At 41.7% G+C, this 15,198-nt stretch carries 22 protein-coding genes and 1 other RNA gene; 18 read left to right on the top strand and 5 right to left on the bottom strand.

The annotated features are described in order from the left end of the window. Nucleotides 1-30 precede the first annotated feature (30 nt). The 11 genes from P7J49_RS03190 (at nt 31) to ffs (ending at nt 9,814) form a co-directional block, all read left to right on the top strand. Nucleotides 31-309, top strand: a complete 279-nt coding sequence (locus P7J49_RS03190) for a PTS sugar transporter subunit IIB (RefSeq protein WP_009910950.1) — start codon at nt 31-33, stop codon at nt 307-309. A gap of 62 nt (nt 310-371) precedes the next feature. Next, nucleotides 372-857 carry a PTS sugar transporter subunit IIA gene (locus tag P7J49_RS03185; protein ID WP_024377629.1) on the top strand — a complete coding sequence of 162 codons (486 nt, stop codon included), beginning with the start codon at nt 372-374 and terminating at the stop codon, nt 855-857. Nucleotides 858-869: 12 nt separating this feature from the next. Then, nucleotides 870-1,535: a 3-keto-L-gulonate-6-phosphate decarboxylase UlaD gene (locus tag P7J49_RS03180; protein WP_099832255.1), complete on the top strand. Its 666-nt coding sequence runs from the start codon at nt 870-872 to the stop codon at nt 1,533-1,535. A gap of 5 nt (nt 1,536-1,540) precedes the next feature. After that, on the top strand, nt 1,541-2,404 hold the full coding sequence (locus P7J49_RS03175; RefSeq protein WP_099832254.1) for an L-ribulose-5-phosphate 3-epimerase: 864 nt from the start codon (nt 1,541-1,543) through the stop codon (nt 2,402-2,404). Further along, a complete protein-coding gene (locus P7J49_RS03170; RefSeq protein ID WP_002939883.1) occupies nt 2,404-3,120 on the top strand; it encodes an L-ribulose-5-phosphate 4-epimerase in 717 nt (238 codons plus the stop codon). Before P7J49_RS03175 ends, P7J49_RS03170 begins: the two co-directional genes overlap by 1 nt. Before the next feature lie 83 nt (nt 3,121-3,203). Continuing rightward, entirely contained in the window at nt 3,204-3,821 is a 618-nt protein-coding gene (locus tag P7J49_RS03165; RefSeq protein WP_105147024.1) for a hypothetical protein, read from the top strand. A gap of 82 nt (nt 3,822-3,903) precedes the next feature. Next, nucleotides 3,904-5,592: a BglG family transcription antiterminator gene (locus P7J49_RS03160; RefSeq protein ID WP_408569337.1), complete on the top strand. Its 1,689-nt coding sequence runs from the start codon at nt 3,904-3,906 to the stop codon at nt 5,590-5,592. 124 nt (nt 5,593-5,716) lie between these two features. Further along, nucleotides 5,717-6,808 (top strand): L-ascorbate 6-phosphate lactonase, encoded by a 1,092-nt coding sequence (gene ulaG, locus P7J49_RS03155; protein WP_002939891.1) that lies wholly within the window; start codon nt 5,717-5,719, stop codon nt 6,806-6,808. A gap of 102 nt (nt 6,809-6,910) precedes the next feature. Beyond that, the gene (gene tkt, locus P7J49_RS03150) at nt 6,911-8,881 is read left to right on the top strand and encodes a transketolase (protein ID WP_408569335.1); all 1,971 of its coding nucleotides are present in this window, start codon (nt 6,911-6,913) and stop codon (nt 8,879-8,881) included. A gap of 279 nt (nt 8,882-9,160) precedes the next feature. Continuing rightward, complete coding sequence (tadA, locus tag P7J49_RS03145) at nt 9,161-9,682, top strand: tRNA adenosine(34) deaminase TadA (protein WP_408569333.1); 522 nt, start codon at nt 9,161-9,163, stop codon at nt 9,680-9,682. A gap of 42 nt (nt 9,683-9,724) precedes the next feature. Then, an RNA gene (gene ffs, locus P7J49_RS03140) (signal recognition particle sRNA small type) lies at nt 9,725-9,814 on the top strand. Between the two features lie 82 nt (nt 9,815-9,896). Here the strand turns inward: ffs and P7J49_RS03135 are convergent. The 4 genes from P7J49_RS03135 to P7J49_RS03120 form a co-directional block, all read right to left on the bottom strand. Next, a complete protein-coding gene (locus P7J49_RS03135; protein WP_408569332.1) occupies nt 9,897-11,039 on the bottom strand; it encodes a tyrosine-type recombinase/integrase in 1,143 nt (380 codons plus the stop codon). A 138-nt stretch (nt 11,040-11,177) separates the two neighbouring features. Next, complete coding sequence (locus P7J49_RS03130; protein WP_408569330.1) at nt 11,178-11,723, bottom strand: hypothetical protein; 546 nt, start codon at nt 11,721-11,723, stop codon at nt 11,178-11,180. 15 nt (nt 11,724-11,738) lie between these two features. Further along, the gene (locus P7J49_RS03125; RefSeq protein ID WP_408569329.1) at nt 11,739-12,125 is read right to left on the bottom strand and encodes an ImmA/IrrE family metallo-endopeptidase; all 387 of its coding nucleotides are present in this window, start codon (nt 12,123-12,125) and stop codon (nt 11,739-11,741) included. Between the two features lie 6 nt (nt 12,126-12,131). Beyond that, nucleotides 12,132-12,497, bottom strand: coding sequence for a helix-turn-helix domain-containing protein (locus tag P7J49_RS03120; RefSeq protein ID WP_408569327.1), 366 nt, complete (start codon nt 12,495-12,497; stop codon nt 12,132-12,134). Nucleotides 12,498-12,786: 289 nt separating this feature from the next. Here P7J49_RS03120 and P7J49_RS03115 point away from each other — a divergent pair, with 289 nt between their 5' ends. Both P7J49_RS03115 and P7J49_RS03110 read left to right on the top strand, forming a co-directional pair. Further along, nucleotides 12,787-12,951 carry a hypothetical protein gene (locus tag P7J49_RS03115; protein ID WP_238716118.1) on the top strand — a complete coding sequence of 55 codons (165 nt, stop codon included), beginning with the start codon at nt 12,787-12,789 and terminating at the stop codon, nt 12,949-12,951. 39 nt (nt 12,952-12,990) lie between these two features. Continuing rightward, nucleotides 12,991-13,191 (top strand): hypothetical protein, encoded by a 201-nt coding sequence (locus P7J49_RS03110; RefSeq protein WP_172069140.1) that lies wholly within the window; start codon nt 12,991-12,993, stop codon nt 13,189-13,191. An 11-nt stretch (nt 13,192-13,202) separates the two neighbouring features. On the opposite strand, the gene P7J49_RS03105 is transcribed toward P7J49_RS03110, so the two are convergent. Beyond that, nucleotides 13,203-13,409, bottom strand: coding sequence for a hypothetical protein (locus P7J49_RS03105; RefSeq protein ID WP_408569324.1), 207 nt, complete (start codon nt 13,407-13,409; stop codon nt 13,203-13,205). Between the two features lie 61 nt (nt 13,410-13,470). On the opposite strand from P7J49_RS03105, the gene P7J49_RS03100 reads away from it, so the two are divergent. The 5 genes from P7J49_RS03100 to P7J49_RS03080 all read left to right on the top strand — a co-directional run bounded on the left by P7J49_RS03100 (nt 13,471) and on the right by P7J49_RS03080 (nt 15,196). Next, complete coding sequence (locus P7J49_RS03100) at nt 13,471-13,683, top strand: transcriptional regulator (RefSeq protein WP_029185595.1); 213 nt, start codon at nt 13,471-13,473, stop codon at nt 13,681-13,683. Nucleotides 13,684-13,696: 13 nt separating this feature from the next. Beyond that, on the top strand, nt 13,697-14,407 hold the full coding sequence (locus P7J49_RS03095; protein WP_044770661.1) for an ORF6C domain-containing protein: 711 nt from the start codon (nt 13,697-13,699) through the stop codon (nt 14,405-14,407). Nucleotides 14,408-14,486: 79 nt separating this feature from the next. Further along, a complete protein-coding gene (locus tag P7J49_RS03090) occupies nt 14,487-14,750 on the top strand; it encodes a hypothetical protein (protein ID WP_099776300.1) in 264 nt (87 codons plus the stop codon). A 4-nt stretch (nt 14,751-14,754) separates the two neighbouring features. Beyond that, on the top strand, nt 14,755-14,940 hold the full coding sequence (locus P7J49_RS03085) for a hypothetical protein (RefSeq protein WP_408569321.1): 186 nt from the start codon (nt 14,755-14,757) through the stop codon (nt 14,938-14,940). 1 nt (nt 14,941) lies between these two features. Further along, a complete protein-coding gene (locus P7J49_RS03080) occupies nt 14,942-15,196 on the top strand; it encodes a hypothetical protein (protein WP_408569320.1) in 255 nt (84 codons plus the stop codon). Nucleotides 15,197-15,198: the final 2 nt, after the last annotated feature.

The raw sequence follows: 15,198 nt of genomic DNA, 5'->3' as shown, positions 1-15,198 counted from the left end.
ATATTTTATAAAAAACAAGGAGAAAATAAGATGGTTAAAGTTTTAACAGCCTGTGGAAACGGCATGGGTTCATCTATGGTCATCAAGATGAAGGTAGAAAACGCCCTTCGTCAACTTGGTGTAACAGATTTCCAATCTGCTTCTTGCTCAGTAGGTGAAGCAAAAGGTTTAGCGGCGGGATATGATATCGTAGTTGCTTCAAATCACTTGATTTCTGAGTTGGAAGGTCGCACGAAAGGTCATTTGGTTGGTCTTGATAACCTCATGGACGACAACGAAATCAAAACAAAATTACAAGCAGTGCTATAAATAGCCGTTAGGGGTAGGGAGTCTCCCTCCCCCTTTCATATAGCATGTAGAAGGGAAAAACTATGAATTTACAAAAATCATTTACAGAAAATAATTCTATCCGCTTGGGTTTGACAGCGGAAACTTGGCAGGAAGCTGTTCACAAGGCTGTTGAGCCGCTGATTGAAAGTGGTGCTGCGACAGAAGAATACTATGATGCCATCATTGCCTCGACAGAAGAATATGGTCCCTATTATGTGCTCATGCCTGGTATGGCTATGCCACATGCCCAGGCTGGTGTCGGTGTTTTGAAAGATTCCTTTGCCTTGATTACCTTGACAAAACCAGTAGCCTTTTCAGACGGTAAGGAAGTTTCTGTCCTATTGACCTTGGCTGCGACAGATCCAAAAATCCATACTTCAGTAGCCATTCCGCAAATCATCGCCCTCTTCGAATTGGAAAATTCAATCGAACGTTTGATTGCCTGCAAAACTCCAGAAGAAGTATTGGCAATGGTGGAAGAATCAAAAAATAGCCCATATTTAGAAGGTTTAGACTTGGATAGCTAGGAGGAAGAAAAGATGACAAAACATATCCCAAATTTACAGGTTGCATTGGATCATTCAGATTTGCAAGGAGCGATTAAAGCAGCTGTCTCTGTTGGTCATGAAGTTGACGTGATTGAAGCAGGTACGGTTTGCTTGCTCCAAGTTGGTAGCGAATTGGTGGAAGTTCTTCGCAGCCTTTTCCCAGACAAGATTATCGTTGCAGATACCAAGTGTGCGGATGCTGGTGGTACGGTGGCTAAAAACAATGCCGTTCGTGGTGCGGACTGGATGACTTGTATTTGTTCTGCGACCATTCCAACCATGGAAGCTGCTTTGAAGGCTATCAAGGAAGTGCGTGGTGACAAGGGTGAAATCCAAATCGAACTCTATGGTGACTGGACTTATGAACAGGCTCAACTTTGGTTGGACGCAGGTATTTCCCAAGCGATTTACCACCAATCTCGTGACGCCCTTCTTGCTGGCGAAACGTGGGGCGAAAAAGACTTGAACAAGGTGAAAAAATTGGTTGAAATGGGATTCCGTGTTTCTGTAACAGGTGGTCTTGATGTGGATACCCTTAAACTCTTCGAGGGTGTAGATGTCTTCACCTTTATCGCAGGTCGTGGTATCACAGAAGCTGCAAATCCAGCAGCTGCAGCGCGTGAATTTAAAGACGAAATCCGTCGTATCTGGGGGTAAGGCCTATGGCACGACCAATCGGAATATATGAAAAGGCAACGCCCAAACACTTCACATGGAAAGAGCGTTTGGAGTTTGCCAAAGAATTAGGTTTCGACTTTGTGGAAATGTCGGTGGATGAGAGCGATGCTCGCTTGGCTCGTTTGGAATGGACCAAGGAAGAACGTTTAGAGGTGGTTAAGGCCATCTATGAAACAGGTGTCCGCATTCCGACAATCTGCTTCTCAGGCCATCGTCGCTATCCATTGGGTTCCAATGATCCTGCTCTTGAAGCTAAGTCGCTAGAAACCATGAAACAGTGTATCGAACTGGCTCAGGATTTGGGCGTTCGTGTCATCCAGTTGGCTGGCTACGACGTTTACTACGAGGAAAAATCACCTGAAACCAGAGAGCGTTTCATCAAGAATCTCCGTAAGGCTTGCGACTGGGCAGAACAGGCTCAGGTCATGTTGGCCATCGAGATTATGGATGATCCATTTATCAACTCTATTGAAAAATACCTAGCCGTTGAAAAAGAAATCGACTCGCCTTATCTCTTTGTCTACCCAGATACGGGAAACGTGTCTGCTTGGCACAATGATATTTACAGCGAATTTTACCTAGGACATCGCTCTATTGCAGCCCTTCACCTCAAAGATACCTATGCGGTAACTGAAAACTCCAAAGGTCAATTCCGCGATGTACCATTCGGTCAGGGCTGTGTGGACTGGGATAATATGTTTGCAGTATTGAAAAAGACCAACTACCAAGGTCCATTCTTGATTGAAATGTGGTCAGAGAATTGTGAAACAGTTGAGGAAACACGTGCAGCTATCAAAGAAGCACAGGCTTTCCTCTATCCATTGATTGAGAAAGCGGGGTTGAACTAATGCCAAAAGATTTACAGGAAATGCGTCAACGGGTCTATGAAGCCAATATCGCCCTACCTGCTCACGGACTTGTGAAGTTTACCTGGGGTAACGTATCAGAAGTCTGCCGTGAACTCGGTCGCATCGTCATCAAGCCTTCTGGTGTGGACTATGAAAAATTGTCACCAGAAAACATGGTGGTAACGGACTTGGATGGAAATGTGGTAGAAGGTGACCTCAACCCATCTTCTGACTTGGCGACCCACGTTGCCCTCTATAAGGCTTGGCCAAACGTACATGCTGTCGTGCATACCCATTCGACAGAAGCAGTGGGTTGGGCTCAGGCTGGTCGTGACATTCCATTTTATGGAACAACGCACGCAGACTATTTCTACGGTCCGGTACCATGTGCCCGTTCTTTGACGGCTGAGGAAGTGAATTCTGCCTATGAAAAAGAAACAGGCTCAGTCATCATTGAGGAATTTGAGCGCCGTGGCATTGACCCAGTTGCTGTTCCGGGTATTGTTGTCCGAAACCATGGGCCATTCACCTGGGGCAAGGATCCTGCTCAGGCAGTTTACCACAGTGTTGTCCTAGAAGAAGTGGCTCGGATGAACCGCTACACAGAGCAAATCAATCCACGGGTGGAACCAGCACCAAGCTACATCATGGACAAGCACTATCTCCGTAAGCACGGTCCAAATGCCTATTACGGACAAAAAGGTGATGAACATTAAGTTCTTGTGTGAAAAAAAAGTAGGGAAAAGTAGCAGACTCCCCAAAAAGGAGAACTGCTTTTTCTCTTTTGATGAGGAGAAAGATGAGAAAATTTTTACAAGATAGTCTGACAGAGGTTGCCTACTATCTGGAGTTGATTTTATCAGCCATTTTAGGATTAGCCCTCCTAGCACTGTCAGGATTGTTGTTGGCGGATTTAGTTGGTTCACTGACGGGTGGTATTCAAGCGGATACGTTTATTCAAAATTTTCTGAGTCGTGCAATGACCTTGGCAGTCGGGGTCGAATTCATCAAAATGCTTTGCAAACAATCGCCTAGTACTGTCATCGAGGTGCTCTTGGTTGCCATTGCCCGTCAACTGATTGTGGAACATGGGTCTAGTATGGATTACCTGATTGGTATTGCGTCGGTTGCCATCTTATTTGCAGTGCGAAAATATCTCTTTACCCAGTTTGATGATTCCAACAACATCATCATGCGGGCTAGCCAGAAGGTTAAGGTTGCCAACATCATTGCACGGGTAAAAATTCCTAGTGAAGGCAGTGAAACCCTGCGTGAATTTGTGACCCGCAAACTCAATGAAGAAGAAAAAACCATTGCCATCGGTGCCTGCGTCTATCTGAAAAATGTAGCACTGCGGATTGACAATATGCATGGAGATTTGATTACACGGGTGGAGATTATCAAGAGTATCTATTGACTGAAAAAACAATACCTATTTATATTATTATTAGAATTTGTGTTATAAATATGTTAAAATAGTAAGAGAGGAGGGAGAAACGGTGTTACTAGATAAAAGTAGTTGTGCCTTATTGCGTCATTTGATTGGTATCCAAGAGCCAGAAACCATTATGGCTATTTCCAAGGAATTGCAACAATCGCGTAGAAAAATCTATTATCATTTAGAAAAAATCAATGCTGCCTTTCCAGACCATGTTGAGCCAATCGAAAGTCTACCTCGGATCGGAATCCGTTTGTCCGAAGAGCAAAAGCAAGCCTGTCGTCAACTCTTAGATTCCATTGATTCCTATAGCTATATTATGAATATGGATGAGCGCATGCAATTGATGCTCCTTTATATTTGTATTGCGCGCGAACGGATTACCTTGGAAAAATTAATGGATCTGACAGAGGTTTCGCGAAATACCGTTCTCAATGACCTTAATGAAATCCGTAGTCGATTGAGTAAGGAACAGTATCAGATGACCCTCTATGTTTCTAAGTCACAAGGTTACGATCTGGCCTGTCATCCCTTGACAAAAATCCAGTATATCCACTCTCTACTCTATAGTTTGTTCACAGAAGCGAGCAAGAGTTTTGTCAGCATTTTGGAAGACAAGGTTAGTCTTTTTCACGGGTGTCAATCCTTGTTTTCGAAGGAGTTGGCAAAATTTTTGTCTCAGCAGGTTTATGGAATTGAAAAAGACTTAGGCAAGAAAATCAACCGTTCTGAAATTGAACTGATGCTCAAGATTCTACCCTATATGTTGCTAACTTATCGTAATATGAGTTTGGAGCAAGAGGAGAAGGATGCGATTGTCCGTGAATTCGCCTTGGTCTATGAACGGATTGAGTACGGGGTTGCCCAAAAAATCAGTCAATCCCTAGATGAGCAGTTTGGCCTTGATTTAGACGAGATAGAGGTGTCGCTAATCGCTGTCTTGCTCTTGTCTTATCGCAAGGACCGGGATGCCCATGTTACTAGCCAGGATTTTGCGGATTTGAAGAAGATTGTCGATGTCTTCATCCGTCATTTTGAGTTGCATTCAGATTTTGAATTGGAGAAAAAAGAGGAGCTAGCCCATGATTTGCTGGCTCACTGCAAGGCCATGCTATTTCGTAAAACTTACGGGATCTTATCGCGCAATCCTTTGGTCGATCAAATTCGCTACAAGTATGACACCCTCTTTCGATTGACAAAATCTTCTAGCCATATCTTGGAAGAGGCCTGGCAGATCCAGTTGACAGATGAGGACATTGCCTATCTGACGGTGCATTTGGGTGGAGCCCTTCGTCGAAGCAGTAGTCGAAAGCTGACCAGTCCGACTGTCTTTCTTATCTGTGATGAGGGAGTTTCTGTACAGAAATTGTTGATGAAACAATGCCAGCACCACCTACCTGAAAAAACCATCTCTGCCGTCTTTACAACAGAGCAATTTAAGAGTGTGGAAGACCTGTTGGAGGTGGACTTCTTGATTTCGACCAATGAAGTGACGGATACGGATTTGCCTGTGATACAAGTCCATCCGATTCTGGATTTTGATGATGTCTTGCGTTTGATTCATTTTGCCAAATACCGCAATCTGACAGACAGTCAAAAAGGTTTTGCCATAGAATTGGACAAACTCCTAGCGTCATATGTTGAAAATGGCCAGGAAGCCCTGGAATTGAAACAGCGTTTGCAAAATCTGATTGCCAATGAATTATTGGCAAGCTTAGCTAGTTCCGATTTGGAAACAGATTTGTATTAGCCATCTGCGTGCAAAAGTCCAAATGTGAACACAAGCCTGTGTTTTATTTGGTCTTTTTTTTGTGACCTTTTGCGCATATACTAGAAGCATAGAAACACAATCAGCCTTATAGGAGGAATGAAAAATGGCTAAAGTTCAAGATATTACAAGAGAATCCTGGATTCTTTCAACCTTCCCAGAATGGGGAACTTGGCTCAATGAAGAAATTGAAGAAGAAGTAGTGCCAGAAGGCAACTTTGCTATGTGGTGGTTAGGCAACTGTGGTGTCTGGATTAAGACGCCTGGCGGAGCTAACGTGGTTATGGACCTGTGGTCATCTCGTGGTAAGTCTACTAAAAAAGTGAAAGACATGGTTTGGGGACACCAAATGGCTAACATGGCCGGTGTGCGCAAATTGCAACCAAACTTGCGTGTGCAGCCAATGGTCATCGACCCATTTGCCATCAATGAATTGGACTACTACCTAGTATCGCACGTCCACAGTGACCACATGGACATCAGCACAGCCGCTGCCATCATCAACAATCCAAAGTTGGACCACGTCAAATTTGTAGGACCAGTTGAAAGTGGCGACATCTGGGAAAAATGGGGCGTTCCAGCTGACCGTATCATCCGTATCGCACCGGGCGACAGCTTTGAATTCAAAGACATCAAGGTACACGCAGTAGAATCCTTCGACCGTACTTGTTTGGTAACTCTTCCAATCGAAGGCTACGAAGAAAACGGTGGCAAACTAGCAGGACTTCCTGTGACAGATGAACTCATGGCTCGCAAGGCAGTCAACTATGTCTTTGAAACACCTGGCGGAACTATCTACCACGGTGCAGACTCCCACTTCTCAAACTACTTTGCAAAACACGGTCGCGACTTCAACATCGACGTTGCTATCAACAACTATGGTGACAACCCAATCGGTATCCAAGACAAGATGACATCAATCGACCTTCTTCGTATGGCAGAAAACTTGCGTGCTAAGGTGATTATCCCTGTTCACTATGACATCTGGTCTAACTTCATGGCGTCAACTGATGAAATCTTGCAACTATGGAAAATGCGTAAAGAACGCTTGCAATACGACTTCCATCCATTCATCTGGGAAGTTGGTGGCAAGTATACTTATCCGATGGACAAGGACCGTATCGAATATCACCACCCACGTGGCTTTGACGATTGCTTCTTGGAAGATTCAAACATTCAATTCAAGGCTTTGCTATAATAGATCACTCCGAGGGCGGGACGCAAGTCCTGCCTTTTGAAACTGACAAGCGAAAACGCTTTATGGTATAATAGAACTATGACTTTATTAAAGGAGAATAAGATGTCACAACTTTCAGTAAACGCAATTCGTTTCCTTGGTATCGATGCCATTGAAAAATCAAAATCAGGTCACCCAGGTGTTGTTATGGGTGCAGCTCCAATGGCTTACAGCCTCTTTACCAAAGAGCTCCGCATCAACCCAGCTCAACCAAACTGGATCAACCGCGACCGCTTTATCTTGTCAGCAGGACATGGCTCTATGTTGCTTTACGGACTTCTTCACCTTTCAGGTTTTGAAGAAGTAAGCATGGACGAGATCAAGAACTTCCGTCAATGGGGTTCAAAAACACCAGGTCACCCAGAATTTGGTCACACAGCAGGTGTAGATGCAACAACAGGTCCTCTTGGACAAGGTATCTCAACTGCAACAGGTTTTGCGCAAGCAGAGCGTTTCCTTGCAGCTAAATATAACCGCGATGGTTTCCCAATCTTTGACCACTATACTTACGTAATCTGTGGTGATGGCGACTTGATGGAAGGTGTTTCAGCAGAAGCGGCTTCTTACGCAGGTCTTCAAAAATTAGAAAAACTCATCGTTCTTTACGATTCAAATGACATCAACTTGGATGGCGAAACAAAAGACTCCTTCACAGAAGATGTGCGTGCTCGCTACAATGCTTATGGCTGGCATACAGACCTCGTAACAGACGGTACAGATGTAGATGCCATCTTTGCTGCTATTGAAAAGGCAAAAGTAGCTGGTAAGCCATCTCTTATCGAAATCAAGACTGTTATCGGTCATGGTTCGCCAAACAAACAAGGTACAAATGCTGTTCACGGTGCTCCACTTGGTGCAGAAGAAACAGAAGCAACTCGTAAGGCGCTTGATTGGAACTATGCACCATTTGAAATTCCAGCTGAAGTCTATGCGGACTTCAAAGCTAATGTAGCTGATCGCGGTGCAGCAGCCTACGATGCTTGGGTGAAATTAGTTGAAGACTACAAAGTAGCACATCCAGAATTGGCTGCAGAAGTAACAGCTATCTTGGAAGGTCGTGATGTAGTCGAAATCAAGCCAGAAGACTTCCCAGTTTACGAAAATGGCTTCTCACAAGCAACTCGTAACTCATCGCAAGATGCCCTCAACGCAGCAGCTAAGGTCTTGCCAACCTTCCTCGGTGGTTCAGCTGACTTGGCTCATTCAAACATGACCTACATCAAGGAAGATGGTTTGCAAGATTCTGTTAATCCGCTCAACCGCAATATCCAGTTTGGTGTGCGTGAATTTGCCATGGGAACTATCTTGAATGGTATGGCAGCCCACGGCGGACTTCGTGTCTATGGTGGTACCTTCTTCGTCTTCTCAGACTATGTAAAAGCAGCAGTTCGTTTGTCAGCTCTTCAAGGACTTCCTGTGACTTATGTCTTCACTCATGACTCAATCGCCGTCGGTGAAGATGGTCCAACTCACGAGCCGATTGAGCACTTGGCAGGACTTCGTGCTATGCCAAACCTCAATGTCTTCCGCCCAGCAGATGCGCGTGAAACACAGGCAGCTTGGTACTTGTCATTGACTAGCAAATCAACTCCATCAGCTCTTGTCCTCACTCGTCAAAACTTGACAGTTGAAGAAGGAACCGACTTTGACAAGGTTGCTAAAGGTGCTTATGTGGTTTACGAAGCAGCAGGCTTTGACACAATCCTTCTTGCATCTGGTTCAGAAGTGAACTTGGCTGTTAAAGCTGCCAAAGAACTAGAAGCAGCTGGTACAAAAGTTCGTGTGGTTTCTGTGCCATCAACTGAGCTCTTCGATGCACAAGATGCTGCCTACAAGGAAGAAATTCTACCAAATGCCATCCGTCGTCGCTTGGCAATTGAAATGGGTGCAACTCAAAGTTGGTACAAGTATGTCGGTCTTGACGGTAAAGTCCTTGGTATCGATACATTCGGTGCCTCAGCTCCAGCCCAAACAGTTATTGACAACTACGGCTTCACAGTAGAAAATGTTGTGAAATTAGTTGGCGAATTGTAATAATCAGTGTAGAGACAGCCTTTCGGGGCTGTTTTTGACATTTTTTTTAAAATTTTCTTGACAATATCGACAATATATGATATATTAATATCTGTAAATATCAATATTGCTCCCCCTACCTTCTCGACTGAGGAGGTATTTTTATATTTTTAAGTTAATAGAAGGGCAGAATTTTGAAAGAAATGTGTGACAAGGAAGAAGTAGTGTTAGATTGATTTTCATAGCAGAGAATAAAGAAGTGATTTTGAACTGTTATCAGGGCTGTGCTATAATAGATTTATGAACTATACACATGAAGAAAAAGAGTATTTTATGACTCAAGCATTGCAGGAAGCTAGAAAGTCGCTAGAAAAGGATGAAATTCCAATTGGTTGTGTGATTGTCAAGGATGGCCAGATTATTGGCAGAGGGCATAATGCGCGTGAGGAACTCAATCAGGCAATCATGCACGCTGAGGTTATGGCCATCCAAGAAGCCAATCGAGAGGAAGGGAATTGGCGCTTGCTTGATTCGACCCTTTTTGTGACGATTGAACCTTGTGTGATGTGTAGCGGTGCTATTGGCTTGGCTCGTATTCCCCAGGTGGTGTACGGTGCTACCAATCAGAAGTTTGGTGCTGCAGGTAGCCTCTATGATATTTTGACAGATGAGCGGCTCAATCACCGTGTAGAAGTGGAGAAGGGGATCTTGGAAGAGGCTTGTGCTAAGATTATGCAAGACTTTTTCAGACAAAGAAGAGAGAAGCAAAAGGCTGAGAAAGAGGCCTTGAAAGCTCAGCAAGAGACAGTTTCGGATAGCTAGTTTACACTCTAAACTTGCATTTTAGTCAATTTGTGTTATAATAATAAACGGAGCAACATTCGTGCGTGAAGCGGGTCAGGGGAGGAATCCAGCAGCCCTAAGCGAAGTCGGGTGTGTGCTCTTTTTGCGTACAGTCTAAAAACCCTTTGAAATCAAGCTTTCAGAGGGTTTTCTTTGGCTTATTTTTAGAAATAGGGGCAAAATAGGGGCAACTTCAAAAAAACTTTACTTCATCCAACTTATGAGATAGATCCAACGTCATCTGCATGGTAACATGGTTGTAGATTTCCAAGGTTGTTTTTGAGTCAGAATGACCGACACGTTCCATAATGGCTCGCAGTGGAATTCCCATTTCAGCCAGTAATGAGATATGCGAATGTCGAAATGTGTGTGTGGTAATATTTTTCTCGATGCCTGCTTTCTCGCCATGTCTTTTCATCGCTCCTATTACACGTTCTGGAGTAATCGGTCGTCCCTTTGTGTTAATAAACAAATAATCAGTACCAAATCCATTCTTCACATTTTCAGCTATTTGCTCTTTAATGATTTTTATAACCACCTTAGGTACATCAATAGTCCTATCAGAAGTCATTGTTTTAGGGATTGTACGCTCTCGACTTCTAAAGTCATAATTATAGCGAATATGTATTTTTCGATTTTTGAAGTCAATATCTGTTTCAGGGTCGATGCCCGAAAGTTCACCGTATCTCATACCAGTCATATAAAGTATTATTGCAATCCGTAGGTATTTCTTAACACGATAATCACAATATGTTTCTTCCCTCAAGTTTTGGATAAACAACTGAAATTCTTTCTTATCCAAGAATTTTGTTTTCTTTTTTTGGATCTTTTCGGGCGTTAAGATTTCCTTGGGAATCTCAACACTAATCATCTCGTTGGTGCTAACATAATCCATCCTAAGAGCATACTTGAAGATTTGATTTAATTTCCACTTTACTTTTTTTACATAGTTATGTGACCGTCCATCTGTCAGCAACTGGTTGAACAGTTTTTGCAAGAATCGCCTATCAATTTTTACAATTAGATAATCGGCTGGAATCTTCTCACGAATTAGTTTATCAATGTGAGAAGTCGAGTATGCAGTTGACTTTTTAACACCCAGCGTCCATTCGTCATAAAAATCTTTGTAAACTTCCCCAAAGGTGATTTTATCATTTACGGGCTTTGTATTGAGTATATCGTTGATTTGCATTTGCAATGCAACAGCTGCTTTTTTTCTGGCTTGCGGTGTATTTTTTTCTATCTGCTCATAGACTCTTCTTTTTTTGCCTGTATATGGATCTTTAATCCGTTCAACATATCTTAATCTTCCATTACTTTGTTCCTCTATCCACATTGAAATTTACCTCATTTTCTGATAAAATGGGTATAGTAAAGAGACCTACTGCAAAGCAGGTTTTTACTATACGAACTTGCCTTACGCTCTCCTCGACCAAAATTTGAGCGTAGGGCTTTTTATATGTTTAACAATCTTTTATTTTTCGATGATTTTCATTGTACCATTGTACTCTTGTGCAATAATGGTATGATCTGTGTCGGATATTGTCACAATTAAATTTGGGAGAAAGTCGTCGCTGTTAAGTGTAGCATCTTTTGATTTAAGCCATTCAACGAACAATCGGTTCTTTTCCTTTTGAAGTTCATTCGCGAGATATATTTTTCGACTAATATTTTCGTCGCCCCAAGATTCTCCTACACGAGCAGATATATATTTTTCATCTGTTCCTACTATAAAATCAATTTTATTTCCAGCGTCCAACACTTCAGCATTTTCTTTAAAATAAATTGCAAATTCCTTAGCTTCCTCATCAGTATACGAGTATGACGATCGAACCGTTGTTGATTCATTGGTATTCGGATCAGTAGACTCTTGTTTAGGAGCTGTGACACCGACCAAGATGAAAGAGAAGATAAATGAAAGGATTGCTATAACACGATTCCGTTTATTTGGTGACTTTTTCCAAAAATACCAAATTCCAAAACCACTTATCAACAGTAACAAAATAAATAATGTATTCATAAAATCCTCCTAAAGCTAATATCCACTTACTAAATTATAGTATTCTTCCTTGACCATGGCCTCATCAGCTATGGTCTTTAATTTGTACTTTTCCATAAATACCAGGTAATTAAATTGAGTGCGGTCCTCGGCAATTTCTAATTCTTCCTTCAAAAGATGGTGGATCATATTTCTATTTGCGTCAAGTTCGCATCTCTCTCTGAAAAGTTGATATTGATACGGAAAGTGATTCTTATGTTGTAACTCATGCAGGGCGACTTGTTTTTGTTCTTGCTCAGACAAATTCACATCAACCCCTAAGACCTTGGTTATTGGATTGTAAAATCCTGAACTATGCCAGTCGCTAGCATCGAACAGACACAATTCCACCCCAAACTCTTTACAGAGTTGGTCTAGTTTCATAGGCGATTAGTCCTTCTGTTTATTTTTGAAGTGTGCAGATAGTACCGCAGTGATGAAATCTATATCGTCTTCATCAAGTGGCCTACCATCAAATAACATGGTGTGAGCAGCGGCTTCTCTCAAGTCAACAACTTGACCGTCAATGATAGCTGTCTCATCACCAGCAATCCGTGGGTTGTCGGTCCGTCCGAGCAGGTAGTCTGTCGATACGTTGAAATAGTCGGCGATTTCTGCAATCCGTTCAGTTGAGGGTTTAGAAGTTTTAAGATTATAGATAGTATTTCTACTATATCCTAATTTTGCTTCTAAGGAATTTATTGAAAGTCCCTGTTTTTGTGCAAGACTTTTTATTCTATCAAATGTAATAAACATTGATTTATCAGCCTTTCTAAGACATGACAAAAAATATTTAATATTTCTCATTAAAATGCTTGATATTTTTAATGTGATACATTATAATAGTTTTTGTAAAGTTAAAGAGTTAGTGAAAACAAAAGTTAAAACTAATTCAAAAAATAAAAGCTTTGGCGAGCAGAATGTATTGATTGAACTATTGTTTTATCAAGTGTTTTCTTTATGGCTTTATTTTAATATAAAACATTAAAACTTGTCAAGAGATTTACTAACTTTTTAACTAATTTTATGAAAAGGAGGGGGAAAAATGAAATCTATCTTTGAACGGATAGCAGAAAGCCTTGAAATCATCGCGACTGAATTCAAGGCATCAAGGGTAGCAAGGGATGAATTGAAACAACATTTAGACCATATTGAGACAACCTTGCATGAATTAAAGTCTAATCCCTTTGGAATTAAAGAAAAGGAATAGCGTTTTTAATCTTGGCAGCTACTTGAAAAGGAGAGAGTGATGAAAGAAATCATTGAAAAACATTTTGAAAATATGGTTGATGAGATTTTAATTACATCAGAAACTTACGAAGAAGCGATTTCAAGTTTGAAAAAGATTTCGGTCCTTGGCATTCATCAGCCAGGAGGGCTTATCAAAAGTTTAGAAATCGCAATCAAGCGTAGGGCTTGTCAGCAAAAAACACCTAATCACAAGGATTAGGTGACAATAAATCAAACGTTCAGCCGAACGTGAACAACGTAGTCAAGATTGACTAGATGACGGAAATCTGTTTCGACTTCAACGAGGTCTATGGCATTAGCACTCTCAGAGCAGTCGTCATAGACTTGGAAAAAGTCAATCTTGTCTCCGTTTGAGAAAGTGATTGTGATTGTAAACTCATCACGGTCACCAATACAATCGAGAATAAATTGTTTCATGACTTGACCTCCTTTCATTAAAGATTTCAAGTCAATTATACCAAAAATAGAAAGGGAAAATATGAGCCAACAACATCAAAAATGGATTGATTTGGTTAAAAAGCGACTACACGAACGTGGTTGGTCGCAGTCAGACTTTGCGATTGTGCTTGGTGTTTCACCAGCCATGGTCAGTCGACTACTAAAAGATGGTCATGGTAGTGATGACCTCAAGCTGAAAGTAAACAAGAAACTTAGAATTTCTGAGAGTTGGGAAAGTTTTGAAGAGGAGTAGAAGAGGGAATAGCATGAATGAAATTTTTGTTTTCCACGGGCAGGAAGTCCGTACTGTAACCATTAACAACGAACCTTGGTTTGTTGGAAAAGATGTGGCAGATATTTTAGGTTATCTAAAACCACTTGATGCAATTTCTCGACATGTTGATGAGGATGACTCCGTGAAACACGGACTCACCGATAGTTTGGGTCGTATCCAAAATACAATCATCATCAACGAATCTGGTCTCTATTCACTAATTTTATCCAGTAAGTTGCCACAGGCAAAAGAATTCAAACGTTGGGTCACAAGTGAGGTATTACCACAGATTCGCCAACAGGGAGCTTATGTGCCAGAAAATTTATCTGATGAAGCTTTTATCGCTCTATTTACTGGTCAGAAGAAACTGAAAGAGCAGCAGTTGGCATTGGCTCAAGATGTTGACTATCTCAAAAATGAACAACCGATTCATCCTAGTTTTGCTCAAGCCTTGCTGAAGAAGAGAAAAGCCCGTGTCGTCGCTTGTCTAGGTGGAATGGATAGTCCAGCTTATGCTGATAAAGTCTTTGCACAGTCGGTCTTTCGACAAGCTGAGGTTGATTTTAAAGACCATTTCAATATCAATCGCTATGATATGTTGCCAAAGAAATTTGCTGAAGCAGCATTGTCTTACTGGATGACATGGGAACCAAGCACAAATACCAAAATGAAAATTTTGGAGATGAACGCTTATGAACTGTAAAACACAAAAAAGCCTGACGGCAATCAGGCTCTTACTTAAATAAACAATTGAATTATATCATATTACGGAGGAATTTTCCATGAGTGCAACAGAAGTTATCAGAATCAAGGATGTCATCATTGAAAAAATCTCTGCGAATGATGCCGAATTGGCACACATTTTTGGATATACCGAAAGACAAGCTGCCGAACGTCGTAGAGAGATGCAAAAGTTACCCAGTCAACAGAACGCTCTGCGTGATGGAGGTATGTTGGTTACCATCACAGGATTTGACGAGTACTTGCAGTATCGCAACACACCAGCTTGGAAAAAAGAGATGGATAAGATGAAAAAGATAGGGTGAAAAAATGGATGAACTACTACTAACAACCGAACAAGCATTACTTGCTATTGCTATTTTGACCCCAATCTTAATCTGGCTAATCCGTAAGCCTGTTGAGATTGAAATAGAGGTCAAGGAGCCTGTGATTGAAGAGAAGCAACCAGAACGGAATTTGAGATACTTACAGATTCGGACATACTACGGAGGATGATATGAAATTTTGGAACATGATGAAGAAGTTTATGAGCATTGAGGAAGATGACTATATCCCTCAAAGTCAACATGAGCTCGAACGTGAATTGGCTAACGCTAGGCACACAGCCAAGGAATACAAGAAGTTGGCCTTACTAAAAAATCAAGAGTGTGTCGGTCAGGCCAGACTTATTGATCAATTAAAAAGACGGATTGACTTTTTGGAGAATGTCAACAAGTGCCAGGCTGAACTATTGGCCGATCGTGAGGTCTAGCT

This window comes from Streptococcus suis, from assembly GCF_046032515.1.
GTDB classification, from domain to species: Bacteria; Bacillota; Bacilli; order Lactobacillales; family Streptococcaceae; genus Streptococcus; species Streptococcus suis_AL.
The sequence above is the reverse complement of the archived record's forward strand: the minus strand, read 5'-3'. Positions and strand labels throughout refer to the sequence as shown.

Excerpts from the sequence above, each read along its gene's own strand:
- P7J49_RS03190 (WP_009910950.1), top strand. The coding sequence starts at position 31 with ATGGTTAAAGTTTTAACAGCCTGTGGAAACGGCATGGGTTCATCTATG.
- P7J49_RS03185 (WP_024377629.1), top strand. The coding sequence starts at position 372 with ATGAATTTACAAAAATCATTTACAGAAAATAATTCTATCCGCTTGGGT.
- P7J49_RS03180 (WP_099832255.1), top strand. The coding sequence starts at position 870 with ATGACAAAACATATCCCAAATTTACAGGTTGCATTGGATCATTCAGAT.
- P7J49_RS03175 (WP_099832254.1), top strand. The coding sequence starts at position 1,541 with ATGGCACGACCAATCGGAATATATGAAAAGGCAACGCCCAAACACTTC.
- P7J49_RS03170 (WP_002939883.1), top strand. The coding sequence starts at position 2,404 with ATGCCAAAAGATTTACAGGAAATGCGTCAACGGGTCTATGAAGCCAAT.
- P7J49_RS03165 (WP_105147024.1), top strand. The coding sequence starts at position 3,204 with ATGAGAAAATTTTTACAAGATAGTCTGACAGAGGTTGCCTACTATCTG.
- ulaG (WP_002939891.1), top strand. The coding sequence starts at position 5,717 with ATGGCTAAAGTTCAAGATATTACAAGAGAATCCTGGATTCTTTCAACC.
- tkt (WP_408569335.1), top strand. The coding sequence starts at position 6,911 with ATGTCACAACTTTCAGTAAACGCAATTCGTTTCCTTGGTATCGATGCC.
- tadA (WP_408569333.1), top strand. The coding sequence starts at position 9,161 with ATGAACTATACACATGAAGAAAAAGAGTATTTTATGACTCAAGCATTG.
- P7J49_RS03135 (WP_408569332.1), bottom strand. The coding sequence starts at position 11,039 with ATGTGGATAGAGGAACAAAGTAATGGAAGATTAAGATATGTTGAACGG.
- P7J49_RS03130 (WP_408569330.1), bottom strand. The coding sequence starts at position 11,723 with ATGAATACATTATTTATTTTGTTACTGTTGATAAGTGGTTTTGGAATT.
- P7J49_RS03125 (WP_408569329.1), bottom strand. The coding sequence starts at position 12,125 with ATGAAACTAGACCAACTCTGTAAAGAGTTTGGGGTGGAATTGTGTCTG.
- P7J49_RS03120 (WP_408569327.1), bottom strand. The coding sequence starts at position 12,497 with ATGTTTATTACATTTGATAGAATAAAAAGTCTTGCACAAAAACAGGGA.
- P7J49_RS03115 (WP_238716118.1), top strand. The coding sequence starts at position 12,787 with ATGAAATCTATCTTTGAACGGATAGCAGAAAGCCTTGAAATCATCGCG.
- P7J49_RS03110 (WP_172069140.1), top strand. The coding sequence starts at position 12,991 with ATGAAAGAAATCATTGAAAAACATTTTGAAAATATGGTTGATGAGATT.
- P7J49_RS03105 (WP_408569324.1), bottom strand. The coding sequence starts at position 13,409 with ATGAAACAATTTATTCTCGATTGTATTGGTGACCGTGATGAGTTTACA.
- P7J49_RS03100 (WP_029185595.1), top strand. The coding sequence starts at position 13,471 with ATGAGCCAACAACATCAAAAATGGATTGATTTGGTTAAAAAGCGACTA.
- P7J49_RS03095 (WP_044770661.1), top strand. The coding sequence starts at position 13,697 with ATGAATGAAATTTTTGTTTTCCACGGGCAGGAAGTCCGTACTGTAACC.
- P7J49_RS03090 (WP_099776300.1), top strand. The coding sequence starts at position 14,487 with ATGAGTGCAACAGAAGTTATCAGAATCAAGGATGTCATCATTGAAAAA.
- P7J49_RS03085 (WP_408569321.1), top strand. The coding sequence starts at position 14,755 with ATGGATGAACTACTACTAACAACCGAACAAGCATTACTTGCTATTGCT.
- P7J49_RS03080 (WP_408569320.1), top strand. The coding sequence starts at position 14,942 with ATGAAATTTTGGAACATGATGAAGAAGTTTATGAGCATTGAGGAAGAT.